Source organism: Streptomyces sp. Z423-1 (assembly GCF_013009255.1).
Lineage (GTDB): Bacteria > Actinomycetota > Actinomycetes > Streptomycetales > Streptomycetaceae > Streptomyces > Streptomyces gossypiisoli.
This window is the reverse complement of the sequence record NZ_CP053109.1, coordinates 4,086,441-4,104,882: the sequence shown is the minus strand read 5'-3', so window position 1 is coordinate 4,104,882 and position 18,442 is coordinate 4,086,441. Positions and strand designations below refer to the sequence as shown.

Sequence of the window (18,442 nt, the reverse complement as noted above, 5' to 3'; positions counted from 1 at the left end):
ACAGCAGCGGGATGCGGACGGTGATGCGCTTGGTGGTCATGGGTGCCATTCTTCGATCGGCTCCATCTCGGAAGGCCGCCGGACGTGTCGGGTGGGCCAGTGACCGATCCCCCGGATCGCACGTTCCGTTGTGGCAGCCTGCTGAAGTCGGGCATGCCCTGCTCCTAGCTCACTGGCCTCGTCCCTCACAACGCCGACGACGTCGCCGTGCCGGCTTTCCGGCTTCCCCGGTCCCATCGGTGACCGCTGTCGCCGGCTGTACTCGCTTCTGCCCGCAGCTGCGCCTGCTCACGAGCTGCGACGAGGCCGGAAAGCCCGCACTCTGGAGGAGGAAGGCTGGGTCGTCCGGCGCGCGCAGCGAGGGAGAACGCATGACGAAGAAGCGCAGCGGGAGCAAGGGGCTGCAGAAGGGCGACAAGGTCACCTGGAGCAGCCACGGCAGTGAGGCCGAAGGCAAGGTGGAGAAAAAGATCACTGAGCGGACAAAAGCCGCAGAGCGGACGGTGGACGCCTCGTCCGAGGATCCGCAGTACCAGGTCCGCAGTGAGAAGTCCGGCAAGTCCGCGGTGCACAAGCCGTCAGCGCTGAAGAAGAAGTGAGGTCGCGTGGACGACAGTGAGCGGAAAGAGACCTGGGACGAGTTCCACGAGCTGGTGAACATGAAGCCGGCCGAACTGGAGAAGTGGCTGGAATCCGAGCAGTCGCAGAGTGCCGGACAGCACAAGGACGGCGGCGAGTCCACGGGCCACGCCTCCGGCCGCCGGATCGTGGACCTTCTGCGCGCGAAGAAGGGCGACCTCTCGGACGACGACTACCAGCACATGCGGAAGGTCACCGGCTACGTCCGGCGGCACCTGGCCCAGCGGCCCTCGGGCGATGTACGGGACACCCGATGGAGGCATTCGCTCATGAACTGGGGCCATGACCCGCTGGCATGAACACGCGGCGGAATCCTGTGAGGTCCGGCCTGAGGGGGCGTTTTGAGTGGGCAGATTGCCGTTTATTTCCTAGTACGTTCCTCGCCAGGTGGGTGTCGTCTCGTCCGTTATGCGCTTGGTGAGGTTGTCGATCGAGGCGATGTGGATCATGGTTTCGAGGCTGGCGGTGAGGGTCTCGTGGTCGCGGGCGAGGCGGCGGTTTCCGGCCGACGATCTTCTTCGCGGCTTCCTTTCCCTGGCTGGTCACGGGCATGTTGGTGGAGGGCTTGACCTGCATAAACGCCCTCTGGGATTCGGGATCGCACCGCGACCCTCCTGGAACCCGCAGTTGGACGTGCGTGACTCCGACGCCGGGTGTGTCCCGGTGGCTGGTTGTCGCACCAGGGATGGCGGCGGCTGCGACGACAGGTGCGCAGGGCGCCTGCAAGAAGTGGGAGAACACCGTGCTGCCTTCTTCCACCAGGGCTCTCCACGAGCAGGAGGCCCGGCGCAACACCTTGACATTGCAGTGCGGATCAGATGGGGAGTTCGGCACGGACGACCACCAGCTCTTCCTTGTCATCGGTAGGGGAGAGCAGGCCGCGCGCCCGCAGCCAGTCTGTGCGGGCGTGCAACACGGGGCCGAACGCGATGTGTTGGCGGTGGGTGACGTCGGCCTTGAGGCCGGCTCCGCGCAGGTGCTCTACCGTCCGGTCGGAATCGCACAGCGCGGAGTGCACCATGAGCAGAACGCCGCCCCGACGCAAGCGGGAGGGAGCTTCCCGGCAGATCCGGTCCAGCAGGAACCGTCCGTCCAGGCCCGCGTCCCAGGCCCGGGCGGTGCCACGTGGCGGCCGTCTGGCGGACGGCACCGGTGCGTACGGCGGGTTGGTGAGGATGAGGTCGAACGACTGGTCCCGGACGGGAGTGAAGAGGTCTCCGCGTCTGATGCGGACCGGCACCAGCCAGGCGTTCAGCCAGGCCGTGCACGCCGCGCGCCAGGACACGTCCACCGCGGTTACCCGGGCGTCGCGGCGGGCGGCCGCGACGGCCAGTGCACCGGTTCCCGTGCCGAGGTCGAGGACGTCGGCGCCTGGCCGGAGCGGTTCTTCGGACAGGGCGCAGGCGAGCAGAGCGGTGTCCTCCTGCGGGGTGTACACGCCCGGGAGGACCAGCGGGAGGGCCGATGGCGGCATCAGGGCACTCACCCCGGGCGGGTACCCCGACATGCAGGCAATACAGCACATTTCGGATGATCGACGGGTGCGCGGGAACGCGGAAGCGGGGTGCGAGGCGAGGCTGGCACAGGGGGGCCTGCTGCGCGCAGTTGTGGGCGTCGCCTCGGGGTTGGACGCCATGCTGGTCCTGCTCCGGGGCGGCGCGTGCCGGACGGGTGGCGGCGGAGCTCGCTGCCTGGCCCGCGGTCGACCGGCCGCCGCGGGTAAAACTTCGTGGCGTGCGGTCCACCGATCCGTGCGGCGAAGGCGGGGCGCGGGAAAGCCGGCCTGTTCCCCGGCGGCACGGTGTCGAGCGACCCGCTGTGTCCGCATTCGTCCGGGTATGGCGGACACTGGCGAGAGAGGGAGGTGCGACGGTGGTGCTGGTAGTCCGCGAACGGCTGGGCCAGGCCCTGTTCCGCCGTGTCGCCGGCCCCGACGGACCGGAGGTGCGCGCCCGCATCCACCACATGCCCGGTCCGCGCTGGTTCGGACCGGACCGCCCGATCCGCACGGTGCACGCTGACGCCTCGATGTTCATCGGAGGGCTGAGCGCGCTTCTGCTGCAGTCCTTGCATCCACTCGCGATGGCGGCGGTGGCCGGGCACTCCGGTTACCGAGGCGATCCGTGGGGCCGGCTCCAGAGGACCAGCACCTTCCTGGCCGTGACGACCTACGGCACCGCCGCGGACGCCCAGCGGGCCGTCGACCACGTGCGCAGCATCCACGAACGGATAAGTGGAACGACGGCCGAGGGCCTGCCGTACCATGCGGGCGATCCGCACCTGCTCGGCTGGGTGCACGCCGCCGAAGCCCACTGCTTCCTGCGTGCCCACGAACGCTACGGAGCCCGCCCGCTGGACGCCGCCGACTATGACGCCTACGTCGCCGACACCGCGCGAGTCGCCGAGGCGCTGGGAGCGATCGATCCACCACGCGACCGCCGCGAACTGTCCGAGAGGCTGACCGCCTACCGCCCGGAACTGCGGGCCACACCTGAGGCCCGCTCCGCCGCCCGCTTCCTGTTGTTCCAACCTCCCCTGCCTCTCGTGGTACGGCCCTTCTACGGCGTCCTGGCCGCGAACGCCGTCGCGCTGCTCCCGCCCTGGGCTCGCGGCATGCTGTGGCTGCCCCGGGTGCCGGTCGTCGAGGACCTCGCCGTACGCCCCACCGGCCAGGTCCTGACCCGGACCATCCGCTGGGCCATGAACCCACCGCGCCAGTCTCGTCCGACGTGAGCCCCCCAAGGTCCCTGGCGCCGATGCGCCTGAAGGCGGCTTCGAGCCGACACAGCGTTGCCCGACACGAGGTGCGCCAGTCGCGGGCAGTCGGCCATCAGGCGGTGTCAGAGGGACGCGGACGGCCCAGGGCGAGCAGGGTGGTGTCGTCGAGCCCGTCGCCGAAACCGGCGAGCAGGCCGATGCAGGCATCGATCACGAGCGTGGGCGCGCGGGGGCGAGGTCGGTGGCGAACGACTGCAACGCATCGTAGCCATACAGGTCGTCGTTCTCTCCCGTGCGCGCCTCGGTGAGGCCGTCGGTGTAGAGCAGCAGGGTGTCGCCGGGATGGAGGGCGCTGCGGGCGGCGGTGCAGGACGCTTTCGGGAAGGCACCGATCAGCAGCCCACCAGGCGTCGGCAGGTACTCGGCCCGGCCGTCCGCCCGCAGGATCAGCGCCGAAGGGTGGCCGCCGGAGGCCAGGCGCACGGTGACGGTCTCGCCTGCGGAGTCCGGGATGCCGAAGGCGGCGGTGCAATAGCGCGGGTCGCTGGTGTACCTCTCGAGCAGCGCGGCGTTGAGGGTGGCCAGGACGGCTTGCGGATCGGAATCGTGCAGAGCCGCCGTGCGCAGGGTGTAGCGCGCGAGCGAGGTCAGGGCTGCGGCCTGCGGGCCCTTTCCGCAGACGTCGCCGAGGAAGAAGGCGCAGCACTCCCCCTGCCAGGCCCTGAGGTCGGAGCGGCCGGACCCGACGTAGCCGAACAGCACGACGCGGAAGTGCTCCGCCAAGACGGGCGCCAGGAGACGCCACAGGTCCTGATCGCAGCCGAAGCCGTGTGCGAGGACGACAGTCGGACCGTCGTCCGTCCTGACGACGCGGACGCTGTTCCTCTGGCGCGCAGCCATCCCACGTCGGCGATCGGACTTGCCCATCCGCCATCGACCTGTCCCCGACCGTCTGGTAACGGCCTCGGACAACAAGGCGCTGACGGTGCGAACGCCACCTGGGCCACCGGAGATCGTTGCCGCCACGTGGCGGGTGGGGCGACCACAGCATGAGGGCTTCGTGAAGTCGACGCCGGTAGGCCGCCGAGAAGCTGGCCGGACCGTTCGTACCTTGATACCGCGGGGCAGGCACGTTGATGGGAACCGTGTTTGTCTTGGTGGACGTACTCAACTTCATCCCCGGCAGCACCACCGACTTCGGCCGCTCTGACACACGTCTTCCACGAATCCAGGGATCGGGCGCCGAGAGTTCTTATGACACCTGACGTCACGGCCGTACCCGGCCGAACACGGATGGCTCCGGCCCGGCCGGATCCATACCTAAGCCTGATGGGGTAACAGATGCAGACCTTCCTGCCCTATCCGGACTTCAGGGCATCGGCACTGGTTTTGGACCGTCGTCGACTCGGCAAGCAGCGGGTCGAGGCGTTGCAGGTCCTCCGCGGGCTCATCGTGCCGGGTTACGGGTGGCGCCGGCACCCAGCGGTGCGGATGTGGGCCGGCTACGAGGAAGCACTGGTCCGGTATGGCCTGGAGGTGTGCAAGGTGTGGCGTGCAGCGGGGCATCAGGACACCTGTGCGGCTTCGCTGGTCAGCGGCCTTGCCGCATTCCGGCCGGGTGCACCGATACGTACCCAGCCGCAGCTGGCAAGCGCCGGAGAGCTGCCTTGCTGGCTCGGTGATGACGCCTTCCACCGCAGCCACCGCTCGGCGCTGGTGCGCAAGGACCCGGCCACTTACGGCCCGATGTTCCCCGGCGTGCCGGACGATCTGCCGTATGTCTGGCCGGCGTCGGACCGGACAGGCGACGCAGCCGACGCATGAGTGCGCTCGGCCAAGGACCCGTATGGCGCTTCGTCGGCCCTTTCCCGAATGGCCGGCCGCACCCGATCGTCGGGGCGGTGGACAGGCAGGCGACAGACGGGACCGGCGCCGTGGCGTGAGTTCGGTCGACGGCGCCGAGGGCCGGCCTTTAGGGGCCTAGGGGGGGACGTGGAGTTCTGCAACCGTCGACGTCCGCCGGATGCCGGAGTAGGTCGTGTGAGTGGGCAGGCAATGTGGCACTGATGCTTCATGCGCATCGTCACCGGGGCGACCGGGAGCGTCATGTCCACCGTTGTACGGCGTCTGCGTGCCGAGAACACGCACGACCGGGCCGGCCGGACTCCGCGGCCGAACGTCCCGGTGGCGGCCCGATGATGCCCGTGGCGTCCAGCACGGGCCCGGCGCGGCCAGGACCGTCGCCCGTGCTCGCACTGTTCGCCGCCGCCCAAGGCGGGCCGGCTCTGGCGGTCATCGCTGTCGGGGGGGCTGCTGGCGCTCCGCGGCGACTTGGGTCCGCTCCATGCCTTCGCCGTCACCGCGGCGCTGTTCACCGGACAGCTCACGATCGGCTGGGGCAACGACCTGCTCGACCGTCGTCGCGACCTCGCCGTCGGCCGCACCGACAAGCCGCTGGTCACCGGCACTCTCCCGGTCGGGCTGGTGGTGCGAGCCCTGGCCTGGGCCGCACTCGCCTGCCTGGTTCTGTCCGTGCTGGCCGGCTGGCGCAGTGCCCTCGGCCTCTTCCTCATCACCGGCGCGAGGCACCTCTACAACCTGGGGCTCAAGTCGACCCGGTGGTCGTGGGCGCCGTACGCCTGCGCCTCCGGGACGCTGCCCTCGGTCGTCGCCCTCGCCGAGCCCACCCCGCACTGGGCGCCGTTCTGGATGACCGGTGCGGGCGCCACGCTCGGTGTCGGAGCGCACCTGCTCAACACGCTGCCCGACCTCGCGGACGACGAACGCACCGGTGTTCGTGGCCTCCCGCACCGGATCGGTGAGCGCCTCTCACGTGTTCTGGCCGCCCTGCTGCTGTCCGTGGCCTCGCTGCTCGTTGTGTTTCGGCCCCGCAGGTGTGCCCCCGGCGTGGGCGTGGGCAGTCCTTGCGCTCGTGGTCGGCCTCGCGGCGTTCACGATGGTCGCTCAAGGCCGGTTCCCCTTCCGGGCCGCGGTGTTCATCGCCCTGCTCGACGTCGTGCTGCTCTTGGCGGTCGGCTGATGGTGCCGACGCCCACCCACTGGGACCTCGCCGTGATCGGCGCCGGACCGGCCGGCGCCGCCACGGCCCTCGGCGCGCTGCGGGCCGAGCCGGGCCTGCGCGTCGCCCTTTTGGACCGGGCGGACTTCCCCCGGGACAAAGCATGCGGCGACGGGGTGGCTCCGCACGTCCTCGATCTGCTGAGCGAGGTGGGCGTGACAGGTCTCGTCGACGACCGGGCGCCGGTCGACCGGCTCCGTCTCGGCCGCGGTGGCCTGGTAGCCGAGCGGTGGATGGCCCGCCCGGCCTGGGTGGTACCGCGCCGCGTCCTCGACACCCGCTTGGTCGACGCGGCGGTCGCCGCAGGCGCCCGGCTTCTCCGGCACAGGGTCCGTGACGTGCGGCATCACGGTGATGCGGTGGTCCTGGACGGCGAGATCTCCGCCGCGGTCGTCGTCGGCGCCGACGGCGCCCACTCGGTCGTCCGGCGCGCGCTCGGACTTGACAGCGGACCGGTGGCCCTGGCGGTGCGCGGCTACGCCCCGATCCCGGCCGAGCGGCGTGGCGCGCTGGTCATCGCGTTCGCCGACCGTCACCAGCTGGCATACGCATGGTCCTTCGACCTCGATGACGGCCGCGCGAACGTCGGGTACGGCGAAATCCTTGATGAGAACCGTCCCGCACCGAGCCGGATCCAGCTGCTCGAGCGCATCGAGGCTCTCCTGCCCGGCGCGACCGAGGGCGGGGCGCACTGGGTCGGCCACCACCTGCCGCTTTCGACGGCACGCTGGCGCCCGCCCACCGGCCGCCTGCTGCTCGCGGGCGACGCCGCCGGCCTGGTGAACCCACTGACCGGCGAGGGCATCTACTACGCCGTCGCCTCCGGCATCGAGCCCGGTCGCGCGGCAGCCGCGGCCCGGCGCGTCGGACGGCCCGAGACGGCGGGGGATCGGTACGCCCGCGCCACCCGCCGCATCCTGCTGACCCACCTGCGGCACACCGCAGTCGCAGCCCGGCTCGCGCGCAGCACACGCGTCCTGGAGGCCGGGCTGCGCGCGTCGGCCGCCGACCAGCGCGTCTTCGACGACCTGGTGGAGCTCGGCCTGGCCCGAGGCGGGCTCACCCCGACCATGGCGCTCGGCCTGGGCCGGGCGCTGGTCGCGCCGTTCCGCCCCACCGGCCGACTCCCGGAGCCACCATGACCATGCGTGTCCTCAGCGTCCGCGGCGCCCTGCCCGAGCACCGCCACCGGCAGGAAGAGATCACCCGGTCCTTCACCACCACGCTGACCGAGGGCAGGGTCAACAGCGGCGTCGTCGAGCGCTTCCACCGCAATGTGCGTGTCGCGACGCGGCACACCGTGCTGCCGCTGGCGGAGTACGCCCGGCTCGAGGACTTCGGTCAGTCGAACGACGTGTTCATCCGGGCGGGCGTGGAGCTCGGCGGTCGCGCGGTCGTCGACGCGCTCAAGGCTGTCGGGCTCACCCCGGCCGACGTCGACTACATCGTGTCCTGCACGGTGACCGGCCTGGCCGTCCCCTCGATCGAGGCCCGCGTCGCCGCGGAGATCGGACTGCGCCCCGATGTGGTGCGGCTGCCCCTCGTCGGCCTCGGCTGTGTCGCCGGAGCGGCCGGCATCGCCCGCCTGCACGACCTGCTGCGCGGTCGACCGGACGGTGTCGCGGTGCTGATGTCGGTGGAGCTGTGTTCGCTCACGCTCCAGCGCGATGACACCTCGGTCGCCAACCTCGTGGCCAGCGGTCTCTTCGGGGACGGTGCCGCGGCGGTGGTGGCCGTCGGATGCGAGCACCCCCTCGCGCAGTCCGACGAGCCCACCCGTCCCGAGGTGCTCGCCTCCCGCAGCCGTCTCTACCCCGACTCGGAACGCATGATGGGCTGGGACGTCGGCGCCCGCGGCTTCCTCGCCGAACACGGACTGACCGGCGACGACATCGGCTGGTACGTCGCCCACCCTGGCGGCCCGAAAGTCCTGGAGGCGCTGCAGGACGCCCTCGGGGTCGAGCGGCACGCCCTGAGCGTCACCTGGGACTCGCTGCGCCGCATCGGCAACCTGTCCTCCTCGTCGGTGCTGCACGTCCTGGCGGACACGCTCGCCAACCGTCCGCCGACGCCCGGCTCCTACGGGGTCCTGCTCGCCATGGGCCCGGGCTTTTGCTCCGAACTCGTGCTTCTGCGCGCTCCGCGAGGTGGGCGGTGACCAGCGAGGTCCTGTTCACCGCCCTGGTTGTGACCATCGGCCTGGAGCGGGTCGCCGAGTTGGCCCTCTCCCGGCGCAACGCCGCTTGGAGCCTGAAGCGTGGCGGCGTGGAGTACGGGCGGGGCCACTACCCCCTCATGGTGATGCTGCACACGGGACTGCTCGTGGGCGCGCTCACAGAGGTGTGGATGCGACGGCCGGACGTCGTAGCGGTCCTCGCGTGGGCCATGCTCACCCTGGTCGCGGCCTCGCAGGGGTTGCGCTGGTGGTGCATCGCCACCTTGGGTCGGCGGTGGAACACCCGCGTGATCGTCGTGCCCGGCGCCCCACGCGTCATCAGCGGCCCCTACCAATGCATTTCCCACCCGAACTACGTCGCTGTCGTCATCGAGGGGCTCGCGCTCCCGCTGGTGCACGCTGCCTGGGGCACAGCACTGGTCTTCACCGCACTGAACGGGTTTCTGCTCGCCACCCGCATCCGCACCGAGGACGCCGCCTTGACGCGGCTGGCCTGAGGAGGCGCGCGTGGACCTGCTCGTCGTCGGCGGAGGACCCGCAGGCATGGCCACGGCCTTGCACGCGGCCAGGGCGGGGCTCGACGTCACCGTCTGGGAACAGCGCGCAGGCACGGTCGACAAGGCATGCGGCGAGGGCCTGATGCCGAGCGCCGTCGCCGCCCTGGCGGCGCTCGGCGTGCACCCGCCGGGGCACGCCCTGAGAGGCATCCGCTACGTCGCCGGGCCGCGCCGGGTCGACGCCGATTTCCGCGCGGGGCCGGGGCGCGGGGTACGCCGAACGACGCTGCACGCGGCGCTGCGTGAGGCGGTGCTCGCCTCGGGAGTGCGGATCGAGCAGCGCACCGCGCGACGCATCGAGCAGAGGGAGGACAGCGTGGTGGCCGACGGCGTTCGCGCCCGTCACCTCGTCGCGGCCGACGGCCTGCACTCGCCGATCCGCCGTGCCCTGGGCCTCGATCGGCCGCGTCCGGGCCACCTCCGGCGGCACGGGCTGCGGCGCCATTACGCCCTCGCCGCCTGGAGCGACCACGTCGAGGTGCACTGGGCCCGCGACGCGGAGGCATACGTGACCCCCGTCTCCGACGATCTCGTGGGCGTCGTCCTGCTCACCGCTGCCCGCGGATCGTACGACGACCACCTTGCCGACTTTCCTGAGCTGAGAGAGCGGCTGGCCGGGGCCAGGCCGGCCGGATCCGTACGCGGGGCGGGCCCGCTCCGCCATGTCGCGAGCGCGCGTACCGCCGGCCGGGTGCTGCTCGTCGGCGATGCGGCCGGCTACGTCGACGCGCTGACCGACGAGGGCGTCGCGCTGGCGCTCGCGTAGGCGCCGGCAGCTGTGCGGGCAGTGACCAGCGGGGACCTCGGGGCCTACGAACGGGAGTGGCGACGGTCACCCGACGCTACCGCTGGTTGACCCACGCGCTGCTCTCCTCGACCAGGGTTCCCCTGGCTCGCGTAGCGCTGGTGCCCATGGCACAGAAGGTGCCGTGGCTCTTCTCCGCCACAGTCGACGTGCTGGCACGCCCGGCCGGGGAAGCCCGATCATGCGGGACGGCCCCGTCTGGTCCCGGACCGTACGGCTGCGACGACTGAACCCTCGCGCGCTGCTGGATGATCAGCAGACCCACCACGCAACCTGCTCCGATGCAGGAGAGCGGCAGCGTTCCGATCCTGCCTGTTCGGGGCGTTGGAGCGGTGACTCCCAACAGCGGGCGGAGGATCGTTCGTTCGGCGGAGCCATCCTGTGTTCCCAGTGATGTTCATCCAAAGGGCCGGGCTGACCGAAATCGAATCCGCATCACCTCCAGTTCGACCTCGACCGGTCACCATCACCGGTCACCATCAGGAGAAACCCCTGGTCGCTCAGGTTTTTCTCGGCGCGAGGCACGTGTCCGTCACCGCGTGTCCAGTGCTGGGCACGGGGCATGGTCACCGGGCTTTTCCTCGGAGTGCAAGCGGTGGCCCGCCAGGCCACCGGAGACCGGCTGGTAAGGCAACTGTGACGGCGGCCCACTGTACGGTTGCGTGCCATCGCTGCTGCACCTCTCCTCGAAGGACAGCATCAGGCTCGCTCCACGACCGTCGACCGCGCATGGGCAGCCCTGCCCGTCTGCTGCCGGGGGCTGACGACGAACATCGGCTTGCTCACCGTCCGGGCCTCTGAGGTGATTACGGGCCAGTCCGGCAGGGGGAACCGATCACCACGGTCTGGGGCGTGGGGCGGCGTGCGGGAATTGGCGCCGAAGGGCTCGTATGTGCGGCGCGCAGTGCTCGACAGCCTGCTGGGCTTGCGTCTGATGGCTTGGTTGCTGCGGCGTGCGTCGAAGATGTCAGGCTGCCGGACTCGCCGCGTTCGGGGAGACCGGTTTGATGTGGGCGAAGGCGCTGCGGGCGTTCCAGGTGGGGAACGTGCGTACGAGCCAGGAGGGGCCGTGGAGTTGGATGCGGCCGTCGCGGACGGCGTCGGTCCAGGTCTGCTGTCCGGCGTGCCATTTGACGAAGGCTTCGGCTTCCGCCGTGATGTAGAGGTCCTCGTCGAGGCCGGGGTACGTCTTGCAGATCTCGGTGTCTCCGTGGTCGATCAGCAGCCAGTACCGCTCGGGGCGCGGGCGGCCGGTGAAGTCGAAGCGGATGACGACGCGCCGGTCCGGGAGCCGGTCTCGGCGGAGCATGTTGCACATCGACCACAGCGCCACAAAGGGATCGAGGTGCTCGGGGGCGATCTCGAGCCAGGCAGCACCCCACTCGCCGAGCGACACGCAGACCTTGAACAGGTCGTGTCCCGCGGGCGTGAGCTCGTAGTGGCTTCCGCGCCCGTCGGGTTTGGGTGCCGCCTTGACGATGCCGAATCGTTCGAGCTGCTTGAGCCTCTGCGAGAGCAGGGTGCGGGAGAGCCCGGGGGCGCCCTGAAGGATCTCGCCGAAGCTTCCACAGCCCAGGTACAGGTTGCGGATGATCAACGGTGTCCAGCGCTCGGCGAAGATCTCGGCGCCGCGGGCGATCGGGCAGTACTGGCCGTAGCTCCGCACGCCATCAGTGTCGCACTGCTCCCCAAGGCCCTGAAGTCCAGATTCTTGACTTCACATGCGCGGCCTCCAGAGGTGCGATGAGATCGATACGCGAGGAGATTGGAGAAGGACCTCCCAGCAAGTCGGCCACCCGAGTGAGGAGGCGACCGCCATGAAGATCGACGGGTTCCGAGGCCGGCTGATCACCCGCGACGACGCCGACTACGACACCGCCCGAGCAGTGTGGAACGGTGCCGTGTACCGGCGCCCCCGGCTGATCGCCCGATGCGCAGGCACCGCAGACGTGGCCGCGGCCGTGCGTTTCGCCCGCGATCACGACCTGGAGATCGCCGTGCGGGGCGGCGGTCACAACGTGGCCGGCACCGCAGTGTGCGACGACGGGATCGTCATCGACCTCTCGGCGATGCGGGCAGTGTCGGTCGACCCGGCCGACCGCACGGCCTGGGTCCAGGGTGGTGCCCTGTGGGGCGATGTCGACCACGAGACGCAGGCCCACGGGCTGGCCACCACCGGGGGCATCGTGAGCCACACCGGCGTCGCCGGGCTGACCCTCGGCGGCGGCATCGGCTTCCTCATGCGCAAACACGGGCTCGCCGTCGACAACCTGCTGACCGCCGAGGTGGTCACCGCCGACGGCAGCATCCTCCATGCGTCCGCGGACGACCACCCTGATCTGTTCTGGGCGCTGCGAGGCGGCGGCGGCAACTTCGGCGTCGTCACCCTGTTCCGGTTCGCGCTGCACGGCGTCGGCCCGACGGTCCTGGCCGGTCCCGTCTTCTGGGCGGCCGACGACACGACCGACGTGCTGCGCTTCTACCGGGACTTCGCCGCCGACGCACCCGACGAACTCGGCACTGTGGTCAGGCTGGGGACCGTTCCCCCGCTGCCCGTCATCCCCGAGGAGCTGCACTGGCGGCCCGCCATCGCCGTCGTCTGCTGCTATGCCGGCCCGATCGCCGCCGGCGAGCGCGCGGTGGAGGCCCTGCGCCGGCTGGGGACGCCGCTGGTGGATCTGCTCGCACCCAAGCCGTACTGCGCCCACCAGAGCGCCACCGACGACACCACGCCCCACGGCTGGCACTACTACTGGAAGTCCACGGACCTCGCCGACCTGTCCGACGACACCATCTCCGTCATCGCCGATCACGCCTACCGCGCCGGCTCGCCCCGGTCGTACGCGGTGATGTTCCACATGGGCGGCGCGGTCGCCCGAGCCTCCCACACCGCCACCGCCTACGCCGGCCGTGACGTGGCCCACAACATCAACATCGACGCCGTGTGGCTGCCCGGTGAGTCGGGCGAGCACGCCGCAGCCGAGACCGCGTGGGCGCGGCGGTTCCTCCACGCCCTTCAGCCGCATCGCGCAGGCAGCGTCTACGTCAATTTCCTTGATTCCGACGACGGCACCAGCCGTGTTCGGGAAGCGTACGGCGAGCGCGTCTATTCGCGACTGGCCGAGATCAAGGCCAAGTACGACCCCGACAACGCCTTCCGCCACAACAAGAACATTCACCCTGGCTGAGGAGGGCCGGAGACGATCGAAGCCGGATCGTGGCCCCGCATGCTCGATGCGAGGGGTTGAGCCTGGAACAAAGATGGGAGGTACGGCCTGGGGAGCACGGTCATGACAGGCGGTGGCTGGTTCTGTGGGAGGTAGTGACGGTCAGTTCGCTCCGCTGTCGCGCAGTTGGGATGGTCGGGTCTCATCCATGCTGTCGCCGCGTACGGTGGCATTGTGCTGCCCCAGGTTCGCGGCAACCTCGGCGATGAGGTGGGCAGCACCGGCCGCGTGGTGGGCTTCTTCGGGTCTTCCTCGTACAGATGGTTCCGGCCTTCGGCCAAGCGTTCCACTGCGGCGTCGTCGAAATCTTCGAGGGGTTAAAAGTTGTTGCAGTCCTCGATGATTTGGAAGGTGCACTGGCCCATGCGGGCCGCTGCTGCAAACGTTCATCACTTTCCATGGGGCTGGATGTGCGATGGTGCCCGCTTGGGCAGGCACCACTAGGAAAACTTCGGCTCCGCAGCCCTTCTCAGCTGGCTTCCCTACGCTCCCGGAACTCATGCACGCTGGCGGTGAGGGTGCCGTCTTGCTGCTCGTAATGGGACAGGGCGAGACCGAGGCCGAAGAACGTGGGAGCCCACTCGCCCACGAAGATGCCCCACCGGTCGGCGCGGGCCAGCCCGGTGCCGGGTTCGGCTTTGAGACTTGTCACCCAGGCGGCGACTGTGAGGCCGATCGAGGTGAATGCGGCCATGTAGGCGTGCTCGCTTCGGACGCCCATCTCGTGCATTCTCTTGACGATCATGGTGTTCTCCGAGTCATGGACCGGTAATGAGGGGTGGTTTGCGGTCCTCGCGTTGCGAGTCGCACACCGGGGTGAGTCCGAGCCGATCGGCAGTGCTGCAGACGCACGCCGGCCGTCGTCGTCCTCCCGCCTATTGCAACAGCGCCATCGCTCCCCGAGCCGCGTCAGCGGTGGCCAGAACCTCCGCAGGCGCTGCCGCACCTGCGAGTGCCCGATTTTTAATGCAGCATCCGCGCTCCGGGGAATTGATGCCCTTTTTTGGTTGCGCGTCAATATTCCGTGGGCTCCATCAGGTGGACTTCAGTCGGCTGTGAAGACCCGAGCGTGGTCTGGTGTCGACCGGACCGGCGTGCACCGAAGTTCACGGTCGACCAGGTGGTGTTTTGCGTCGGGCGTGGTACTCGTCGGCGAGAGTTGCTTCCTTCTGCTGACTCACCGGTACGACGTAAGGACCGAAAGCCCATGACCACACATACACGCACAACCGTCCGAGGCCCCGTGCAGCAGGCCGCGATGCTGGTGGGTGCCATATTCCTCCTGGTGGGCATACTGGGCTTCATTCCCGGCATCACCACGAGTTACGGCTCGATGGAATTTGCATCGCACGAGTCAGGTGCCAAGCTGTTGGGGATCTTCCAGATTTCCGTCCTGCACAACCTCGTCCACCTGCTCTACGGCGTGGCCGGCCTGGCGATGGCCCGCACTGCTTCGGCTGCGTATTCCTATCTGCTGGTCGGCGGGGCCATCTACCTGGTGCTGTGGATCTATGGGTTGGCCGTCGGCCACGACACTGACGCCAACTTCGTGCCTCTCAACACTGCCGACGACTGGCTTCACTTCGTACTGGGCATCCTCGTGATCGGCCTTGCGCTTCTTCTCAGCCGACGCAGCCTCGGCCGCGGAGATCGGTAAGAGCGAGTTGGGCAGCGGCTTCTTCCTTCAGAAACAGAAGCCCTCGCCTCACGGAGGTGATGGCGTCGGGCTTTCCTTCCTCGGCCCTGGTCGTGGGCCCTTGCCGACCTGGCAAACAGCGGGTCGAGGCACTGCAGGTTCTTCGTGGGCTCGTCGTCGAGGCTTGCTGTGGCTCGCGGCCGTCAGGCTGGCTCCGTCGCCTGGCGCCGACTGGCGAGGACAACCAGGCCGCCGATGACCGCGAGGCCCATGAGGACGGCACCGAACACCGTGGCACCGCTGGTCAGGCCCACGGCATCGCTGAGGTAACCAGCGGACACGGGCAGTAGCCCCGCCGGGACGTACCCGCCCACGTTGAGCGCGGCGTTGGCCTCCGCGAGGCGCTGGGGCGGGACGCTGGAGTTGAGCAGAGACAGGCCGCCGAGTTGGCCCATGCCCTGGCCGGCGCCGGCGAGTAGCGCGGAGGCGATGAGGACCGGCACCGACGAGGTGTGCACGGCGACGATCAGCGTGATCATGCTCAGCGTGGTGCTGACCGCGCCGGCCGTGAGGATGGTGCGCCGGTCGAGGCGTTGCACGGCGAACTGCACGCCGGTAGCGGCGAGGAACATGACGAAGGCCATGGCGCCGGCGATGATCCGGCTGGTGGTGCCGAGCAGGCCTGACAGGAGCGAGGGGCCAAGCGAGAGCACGAAGGAGGTGGCCGTGATGCCCGGCGCGAACACGGTAATGCCGAGGGCGAGTTGGCGGCCGTTGCCGCGCGGCACGCCGGGCACTCGCACCCAGGCGCCCTTCGCGGGCGCCGCGGGACGGCGGAGGGGCATGCGCAGCACGGCAAGCACGGCGGTGACGAGCAGCACGGCCTCGACGACGAAGACGGTGACGGTCGGCCCGGGCAGTGACTCGGAGAGCACCCCGGCCAGGAGCGGGCCGAGACCGGCGCCGAAGACCATCGCGCAGGAGGCGAGTAGGGCGGCGATCCGCTTGCGCTCGGGACCAGCCAGGTCGGACACCGCGGCCATGCCGGCCGAGACGACGGCGCCGACGGCGATTCCGGTGAACAGCCGTGCCACGATCAGCGCGGCCACGGTGGTGGCGGTCGCGAAGATCAGGCAGGCGGCCAACGCGAGCACCAAAGCGGGCAGCAGCACGGGCTTGCGCCCGAGCCGGTCGGAGACCACTCCGGACACCAGGAGCGAGCCGATGAGCCCGAGGATGTGGAACGCGAACACCATGGTCAGGGTGCCCTTGGAGAAGCCGATGTCGCGCTGCCACAGCACGTACAACGGTGTTGCCGCGTTCGAGAGGACGAAGACGGCCGTGACCGGCCAGGCGGCCAGCCATACCCACCCCAGCGGAGGCGCGGATCCTCCGGCGGGCGCCGCGGTGTCACTTCGCTGCCTCCCGTCGACGGCCTGGACGGGCGGGTTCCGGGTCTCGGACATGACTGTTCCCTCCGGCTTCCTGCAGTACGACTTAAGTCGAACTTAGCATGCAGTACGATTGGAGTCGTACAAAGGAATCGAGTCGTGAGGAGCTGCCCATGTCTTCGACTGCGGCCGCACCCGCCATCAAGGTGCTCCCGGCCCCTCCCGGCCTACCCGAACCGCTGCCGGAGCCGACGGTCGAGGAGTTGCGACTGGAGACCGTTCTCGGGGCGCTCAGCGACCCCTTGCGGCTGACGATCGTCCGCAAACTCCTTCTGGAATCAGAGCAGTTCGACCACTCCTGCGGCTGGTTCGGCCTCGACCGGCCCAAGTCGTCGCTCACGCACCACTTCAAGGCGCTGCGAGAGGCGGGGGTCACGCGCCAGCGCCAGTACGGGCTCGAACGCCGCAGTCACGTACGCGTCGACGACCTCAACGCCTGCTTCCCCGGACTGCTCGACCTGGTCGCGGCCTGGGTCCCAGAGGCATGACGAGGCGCCGCTTGACGAACGAAGACAGGCGGGCGGGGGTCACAGCAAGCCCCGACACCGCGGTCGTGTCCCTTGACGTGGTGTAGGCGATCAATCGTCGGTCGTGTTGGTGGTGTTGGGGAGTGCGGGGGCGCTTTCGCCGGCTTCGGTGGGGTAGATCTGGTCCATGCTGCCTTCGGGTAGGTAGCGGCGGGGGAAGGCGATCCACTCGTCGTGCATCTCGAAGAGCACGGCGGTGACCAGTCGGAGGAGAGCGTCGTCGTTGGGGAAGACCTGGACGACATCGACGCGGCGTTTGATCTCGCGGTTGATCCGCTCCAGCGGGTTCGTGGACTGAATCTTCTTCCAGTGCCGTTCCGGGAAGGCCGCGAAGGCGGTGAGGTCGTCCTTGGCGTCCAGGAGCATCTGCTTGACCTGGGAAACTGTGCGCCCAGCATGTCGGCGACCGTGTCGAGCTGGTTGCGGACGGCGTCCTGGTCGGGCTGGGCGAAGATGGTGCGGATCGTCGCGGCGACCATTTCCGCGGCGTCCTTGGGGATCACGCCGAAGACATTGCGCAGGAAATGAACCCGGCAGCGCTGGTAGGCCGCGCCGATCATGACCTTGCGGATCGCCTTGACCAGGCCCGAGTGGTGATCGCCCAGTACGAGTCGGACACCGCCCAGACCGCGTTCGCGCAGGTGACGCAGGAACTGGGTCCAGAACACCTCGGTCTCGCTGTCGCCGACCATCACTCCCAGCACCTCGCGGCCGCCGTCCTCGGTGATGCCGGTGGCGATCACCACGGCCCGCGAGACGATCTGGTGCGCGACCCGTGCCTTGCAGTAGGTCGCATCGAGGTAGACGTAGGGAAGCGGGTGTGGTCCAGGGGCCGGCCGCGGAACGCGGTCAGCTGGGTGTCCAGGTCCGCGCAGATCCGTGAGACCTCGCTCTTGGAGATCCGCTGTCCGCACCCAGCGCCTTGACCAGGTCGTCGACCGAACGGGTGGACACTCCGTGCACGTACGCCTCCATGATGACGGCGAACAGAGCCTGGTCGATGCGGCGGCGACGCTCCAGCAGGCTCGGGAAGAAGCTGCCCGAGCGCAGCTTGGGTATGGCCAGGTCCAGGTCACCGGCCTGCGTAGTCAGCGTCTTGTCGCGGTGCCCGTTGCGCAGCGCGGTGCGTGTCTCGGTGTGCTCGTTCCACTCCGCACCGATCCTCGACGTCGCCTCGGCCTCGATCAGCTCCTGCAGCATCCGCTCGGCCACGAAACGGACGAGTTCGAGTCCGTCCGCCGAACGCAGTGACTCCAGCAGCCGAAGTAAGTCATGCTGGGACAGGGCCATCATGCACCTCCTGGTTGAACTGGCCGTTTACCAGGGAGAGTTGCATGGTGGCCCGCCTGCCGGGCAGGGAGCGGAATCCCTATCGACACACGCCCCGGGGCGTACGCCCCAACGTTGATCGGCTACACCACGAAGCGGGACGCCATCGACACCGCCGCGCCGCACGGTCACCCGCCTGCCAGAACGGCGGAAGTCAAGGGCCTCCCCCAGCGCCCGCCGCAGCCCCATCGCACCGGTGCCGGCGACCAGCTCCAGGTCGCGCATGCCGCGACGCCGGCAGTCGCGCAGCAGGTCCGCTGACGACTCGGTCGACTCGCGCAGCCCTCCGCCAGCGCGA

15 protein-coding genes and 5 pseudogenes are annotated in these 18,442 nt (G+C 69.6%); 13 read left to right on the top strand and 7 right to left on the bottom strand.

Translation table 11 applies throughout. The features are described from left to right. Positions 1–371: 371 nt before the first annotated feature. On the top strand, positions 372–599 hold the full coding sequence (locus tag HJD23_RS18280; protein WP_171116318.1) for a DUF2945 domain-containing protein: 228 nt from the start codon (positions 372–374) through the stop codon (positions 597–599). Positions 600–605: 6 nt separating this feature from the next. Continuing rightward, the gene (locus tag HJD23_RS18275) at positions 606–938 is read left to right on the top strand and encodes a DUF3140 domain-containing protein (protein WP_093801984.1); all 333 of its coding nucleotides are present in this window, start codon (positions 606–608) and stop codon (positions 936–938) included. Between the two features lie 69 nt (positions 939–1,007). Here HJD23_RS18275 and HJD23_RS18270 read toward each other — a convergent pair. Both HJD23_RS18270 and HJD23_RS18265 read right to left on the bottom strand, forming a co-directional pair. After that, a pseudogene (locus HJD23_RS18270) lies at positions 1,008–1,139 on the bottom strand (IS5/IS1182 family transposase); the annotation flags it as partial. Between the two features lie 314 nt (positions 1,140–1,453). Then, positions 1,454–2,146 (bottom strand): HemK2/MTQ2 family protein methyltransferase, encoded by a 693-nt coding sequence (locus HJD23_RS18265; RefSeq protein WP_171116316.1) that lies wholly within the window; start codon positions 2,144–2,146, stop codon positions 1,454–1,456. Positions 2,147–2,511: 365 nt separating this feature from the next. Here HJD23_RS18265 and HJD23_RS18260 point away from each other — a divergent pair, with 365 nt between their 5' ends. Beyond that, complete coding sequence (locus HJD23_RS18260) at positions 2,512–3,372, top strand: oxygenase MpaB family protein (protein ID WP_171116314.1); 861 nt, start codon at positions 2,512–2,514, stop codon at positions 3,370–3,372. Between the two features lie 97 nt (positions 3,373–3,469). Here the strand turns inward: HJD23_RS18260 and HJD23_RS18255 are convergent. Next, positions 3,470–4,056 (bottom strand): annotated as a pseudogene (locus tag HJD23_RS18255) (PP2C family protein-serine/threonine phosphatase); the annotation flags it as partial. 642 nt (positions 4,057–4,698) lie between these two features. Here HJD23_RS18255 and HJD23_RS18250 point away from each other — a divergent pair. From HJD23_RS18250 to HJD23_RS18225, 5 genes and pseudogenes are all read left to right on the top strand, one after another. Further along, the gene (locus HJD23_RS18250) at positions 4,699–5,181 is read left to right on the top strand and encodes an MSMEG_6728 family protein (protein WP_171116311.1); all 483 of its coding nucleotides are present in this window, start codon (positions 4,699–4,701) and stop codon (positions 5,179–5,181) included. Positions 5,182–5,688: 507 nt separating this feature from the next. Next, a complete protein-coding gene (locus tag HJD23_RS43860; RefSeq protein ID WP_240980739.1) occupies positions 5,689–7,578 on the top strand; it encodes a geranylgeranyl reductase family protein in 1,890 nt (629 codons plus the stop codon). Continuing rightward, positions 7,575–8,594, top strand: a complete 1,020-nt coding sequence (locus tag HJD23_RS18235) for a 3-oxoacyl-[acyl-carrier-protein] synthase III C-terminal domain-containing protein (protein WP_171116307.1) — start codon at positions 7,575–7,577, stop codon at positions 8,592–8,594. The genes HJD23_RS43860 and HJD23_RS18235 overlap by 4 nt, the downstream gene beginning before the upstream one ends. Further along, entirely contained in the window at positions 8,591–9,109 is a 519-nt protein-coding gene (locus HJD23_RS18230; protein WP_171116305.1) for an isoprenylcysteine carboxylmethyltransferase family protein, read from the top strand. Before HJD23_RS18235 ends, HJD23_RS18230 begins: the two co-directional genes overlap by 4 nt. A gap of 46 nt (positions 9,110–9,155) precedes the next feature. After that, a pseudogene (locus HJD23_RS18225) lies at positions 9,156–10,204 on the top strand (FAD-dependent monooxygenase). 737 nt (positions 10,205–10,941) lie between these two features. Here the strand turns inward: HJD23_RS18225 and HJD23_RS18220 are convergent. Beyond that, complete coding sequence (locus tag HJD23_RS18220; RefSeq protein ID WP_171116303.1) at positions 10,942–11,640, bottom strand: helix-turn-helix domain-containing protein; 699 nt, start codon at positions 11,638–11,640, stop codon at positions 10,942–10,944. A 151-nt stretch (positions 11,641–11,791) separates the two neighbouring features. On the opposite strand from HJD23_RS18220, the gene HJD23_RS18215 reads away from it, so the two are divergent. Next, positions 11,792–13,162 (top strand): FAD-binding oxidoreductase, encoded by a 1,371-nt coding sequence (locus HJD23_RS18215; RefSeq protein WP_171116301.1) that lies wholly within the window; start codon positions 11,792–11,794, stop codon positions 13,160–13,162. A 508-nt stretch (positions 13,163–13,670) separates the two neighbouring features. On the opposite strand, the gene HJD23_RS18210 is transcribed toward HJD23_RS18215, so the two are convergent. Continuing rightward, positions 13,671–13,946 carry a hypothetical protein gene (locus HJD23_RS18210; protein WP_171116299.1) on the bottom strand — a complete coding sequence of 92 codons (276 nt, stop codon included), beginning with the start codon at positions 13,944–13,946 and terminating at the stop codon, positions 13,671–13,673. 498 nt (positions 13,947–14,444) lie between these two features. Between HJD23_RS18210 and HJD23_RS18205 the strand changes: the two genes are divergently transcribed. After that, a complete protein-coding gene (locus HJD23_RS18205; protein ID WP_240980738.1) occupies positions 14,445–14,858 on the top strand; it encodes a DUF4383 domain-containing protein in 414 nt (137 codons plus the stop codon). Between the two features lie 59 nt (positions 14,859–14,917). Beyond that, positions 14,918–15,016 (top strand): annotated as a pseudogene (locus HJD23_RS43855) (cytoplasmic protein); the annotation flags it as partial. A gap of 24 nt (positions 15,017–15,040) precedes the next feature. Here HJD23_RS43855 and HJD23_RS18200 read toward each other — a convergent pair. Further along, complete coding sequence (locus HJD23_RS18200; RefSeq protein ID WP_171116295.1) at positions 15,041–16,303, bottom strand: MFS transporter; 1,263 nt, start codon at positions 16,301–16,303, stop codon at positions 15,041–15,043. Between the two features lie 98 nt (positions 16,304–16,401). Between HJD23_RS18200 and HJD23_RS18195 the strand changes: the two genes are divergently transcribed. After that, the gene (locus HJD23_RS18195) at positions 16,402–16,776 is read left to right on the top strand and encodes a helix-turn-helix transcriptional regulator (protein ID WP_171116292.1); all 375 of its coding nucleotides are present in this window, start codon (positions 16,402–16,404) and stop codon (positions 16,774–16,776) included. A gap of 90 nt (positions 16,777–16,866) precedes the next feature. Here the strand turns inward: HJD23_RS18195 and HJD23_RS18190 are convergent. Then, positions 16,867–18,105 (bottom strand): annotated as a pseudogene (locus HJD23_RS18190) (IS256 family transposase). A gap of 114 nt (positions 18,106–18,219) precedes the next feature. Between HJD23_RS18190 and HJD23_RS45015 the strand changes: the two are divergent. Next, a complete protein-coding gene (locus tag HJD23_RS45015) occupies positions 18,220–18,405 on the top strand; it encodes a hypothetical protein (RefSeq protein WP_346770312.1) in 186 nt (61 codons plus the stop codon). Positions 18,406–18,442 lie beyond the last annotated feature (37 nt).

Coding starts and splice junctions, on each gene's coding strand:
- HJD23_RS18280 (WP_171116318.1), top strand. CDS start 372: ATGACGAAGAAGCGCAGCGGGAGCAAGGGGCTGCAGAAGGGCGACAAG.
- HJD23_RS18265 (WP_171116316.1), bottom strand. CDS start 2,146: ATGTCGGGGTACCCGCCCGGGGTGAGTGCCCTGATGCCGCCATCGGCC.
- HJD23_RS18250 (WP_171116311.1), top strand. CDS start 4,699: ATGCAGACCTTCCTGCCCTATCCGGACTTCAGGGCATCGGCACTGGTT.
- HJD23_RS18235 (WP_171116307.1), top strand. CDS start 7,575: ATGACCATGCGTGTCCTCAGCGTCCGCGGCGCCCTGCCCGAGCACCGC.
- HJD23_RS18215 (WP_171116301.1), top strand. CDS start 11,792: ATGAAGATCGACGGGTTCCGAGGCCGGCTGATCACCCGCGACGACGCC.
- HJD23_RS18210 (WP_171116299.1), bottom strand. CDS start 13,946: ATGATCGTCAAGAGAATGCACGAGATGGGCGTCCGAAGCGAGCACGCC.
- HJD23_RS18200 (WP_171116295.1), bottom strand. CDS start 16,303: ATGTCCGAGACCCGGAACCCGCCCGTCCAGGCCGTCGACGGGAGGCAG.
- HJD23_RS18195 (WP_171116292.1), top strand. CDS start 16,402: ATGTCTTCGACTGCGGCCGCACCCGCCATCAAGGTGCTCCCGGCCCCT.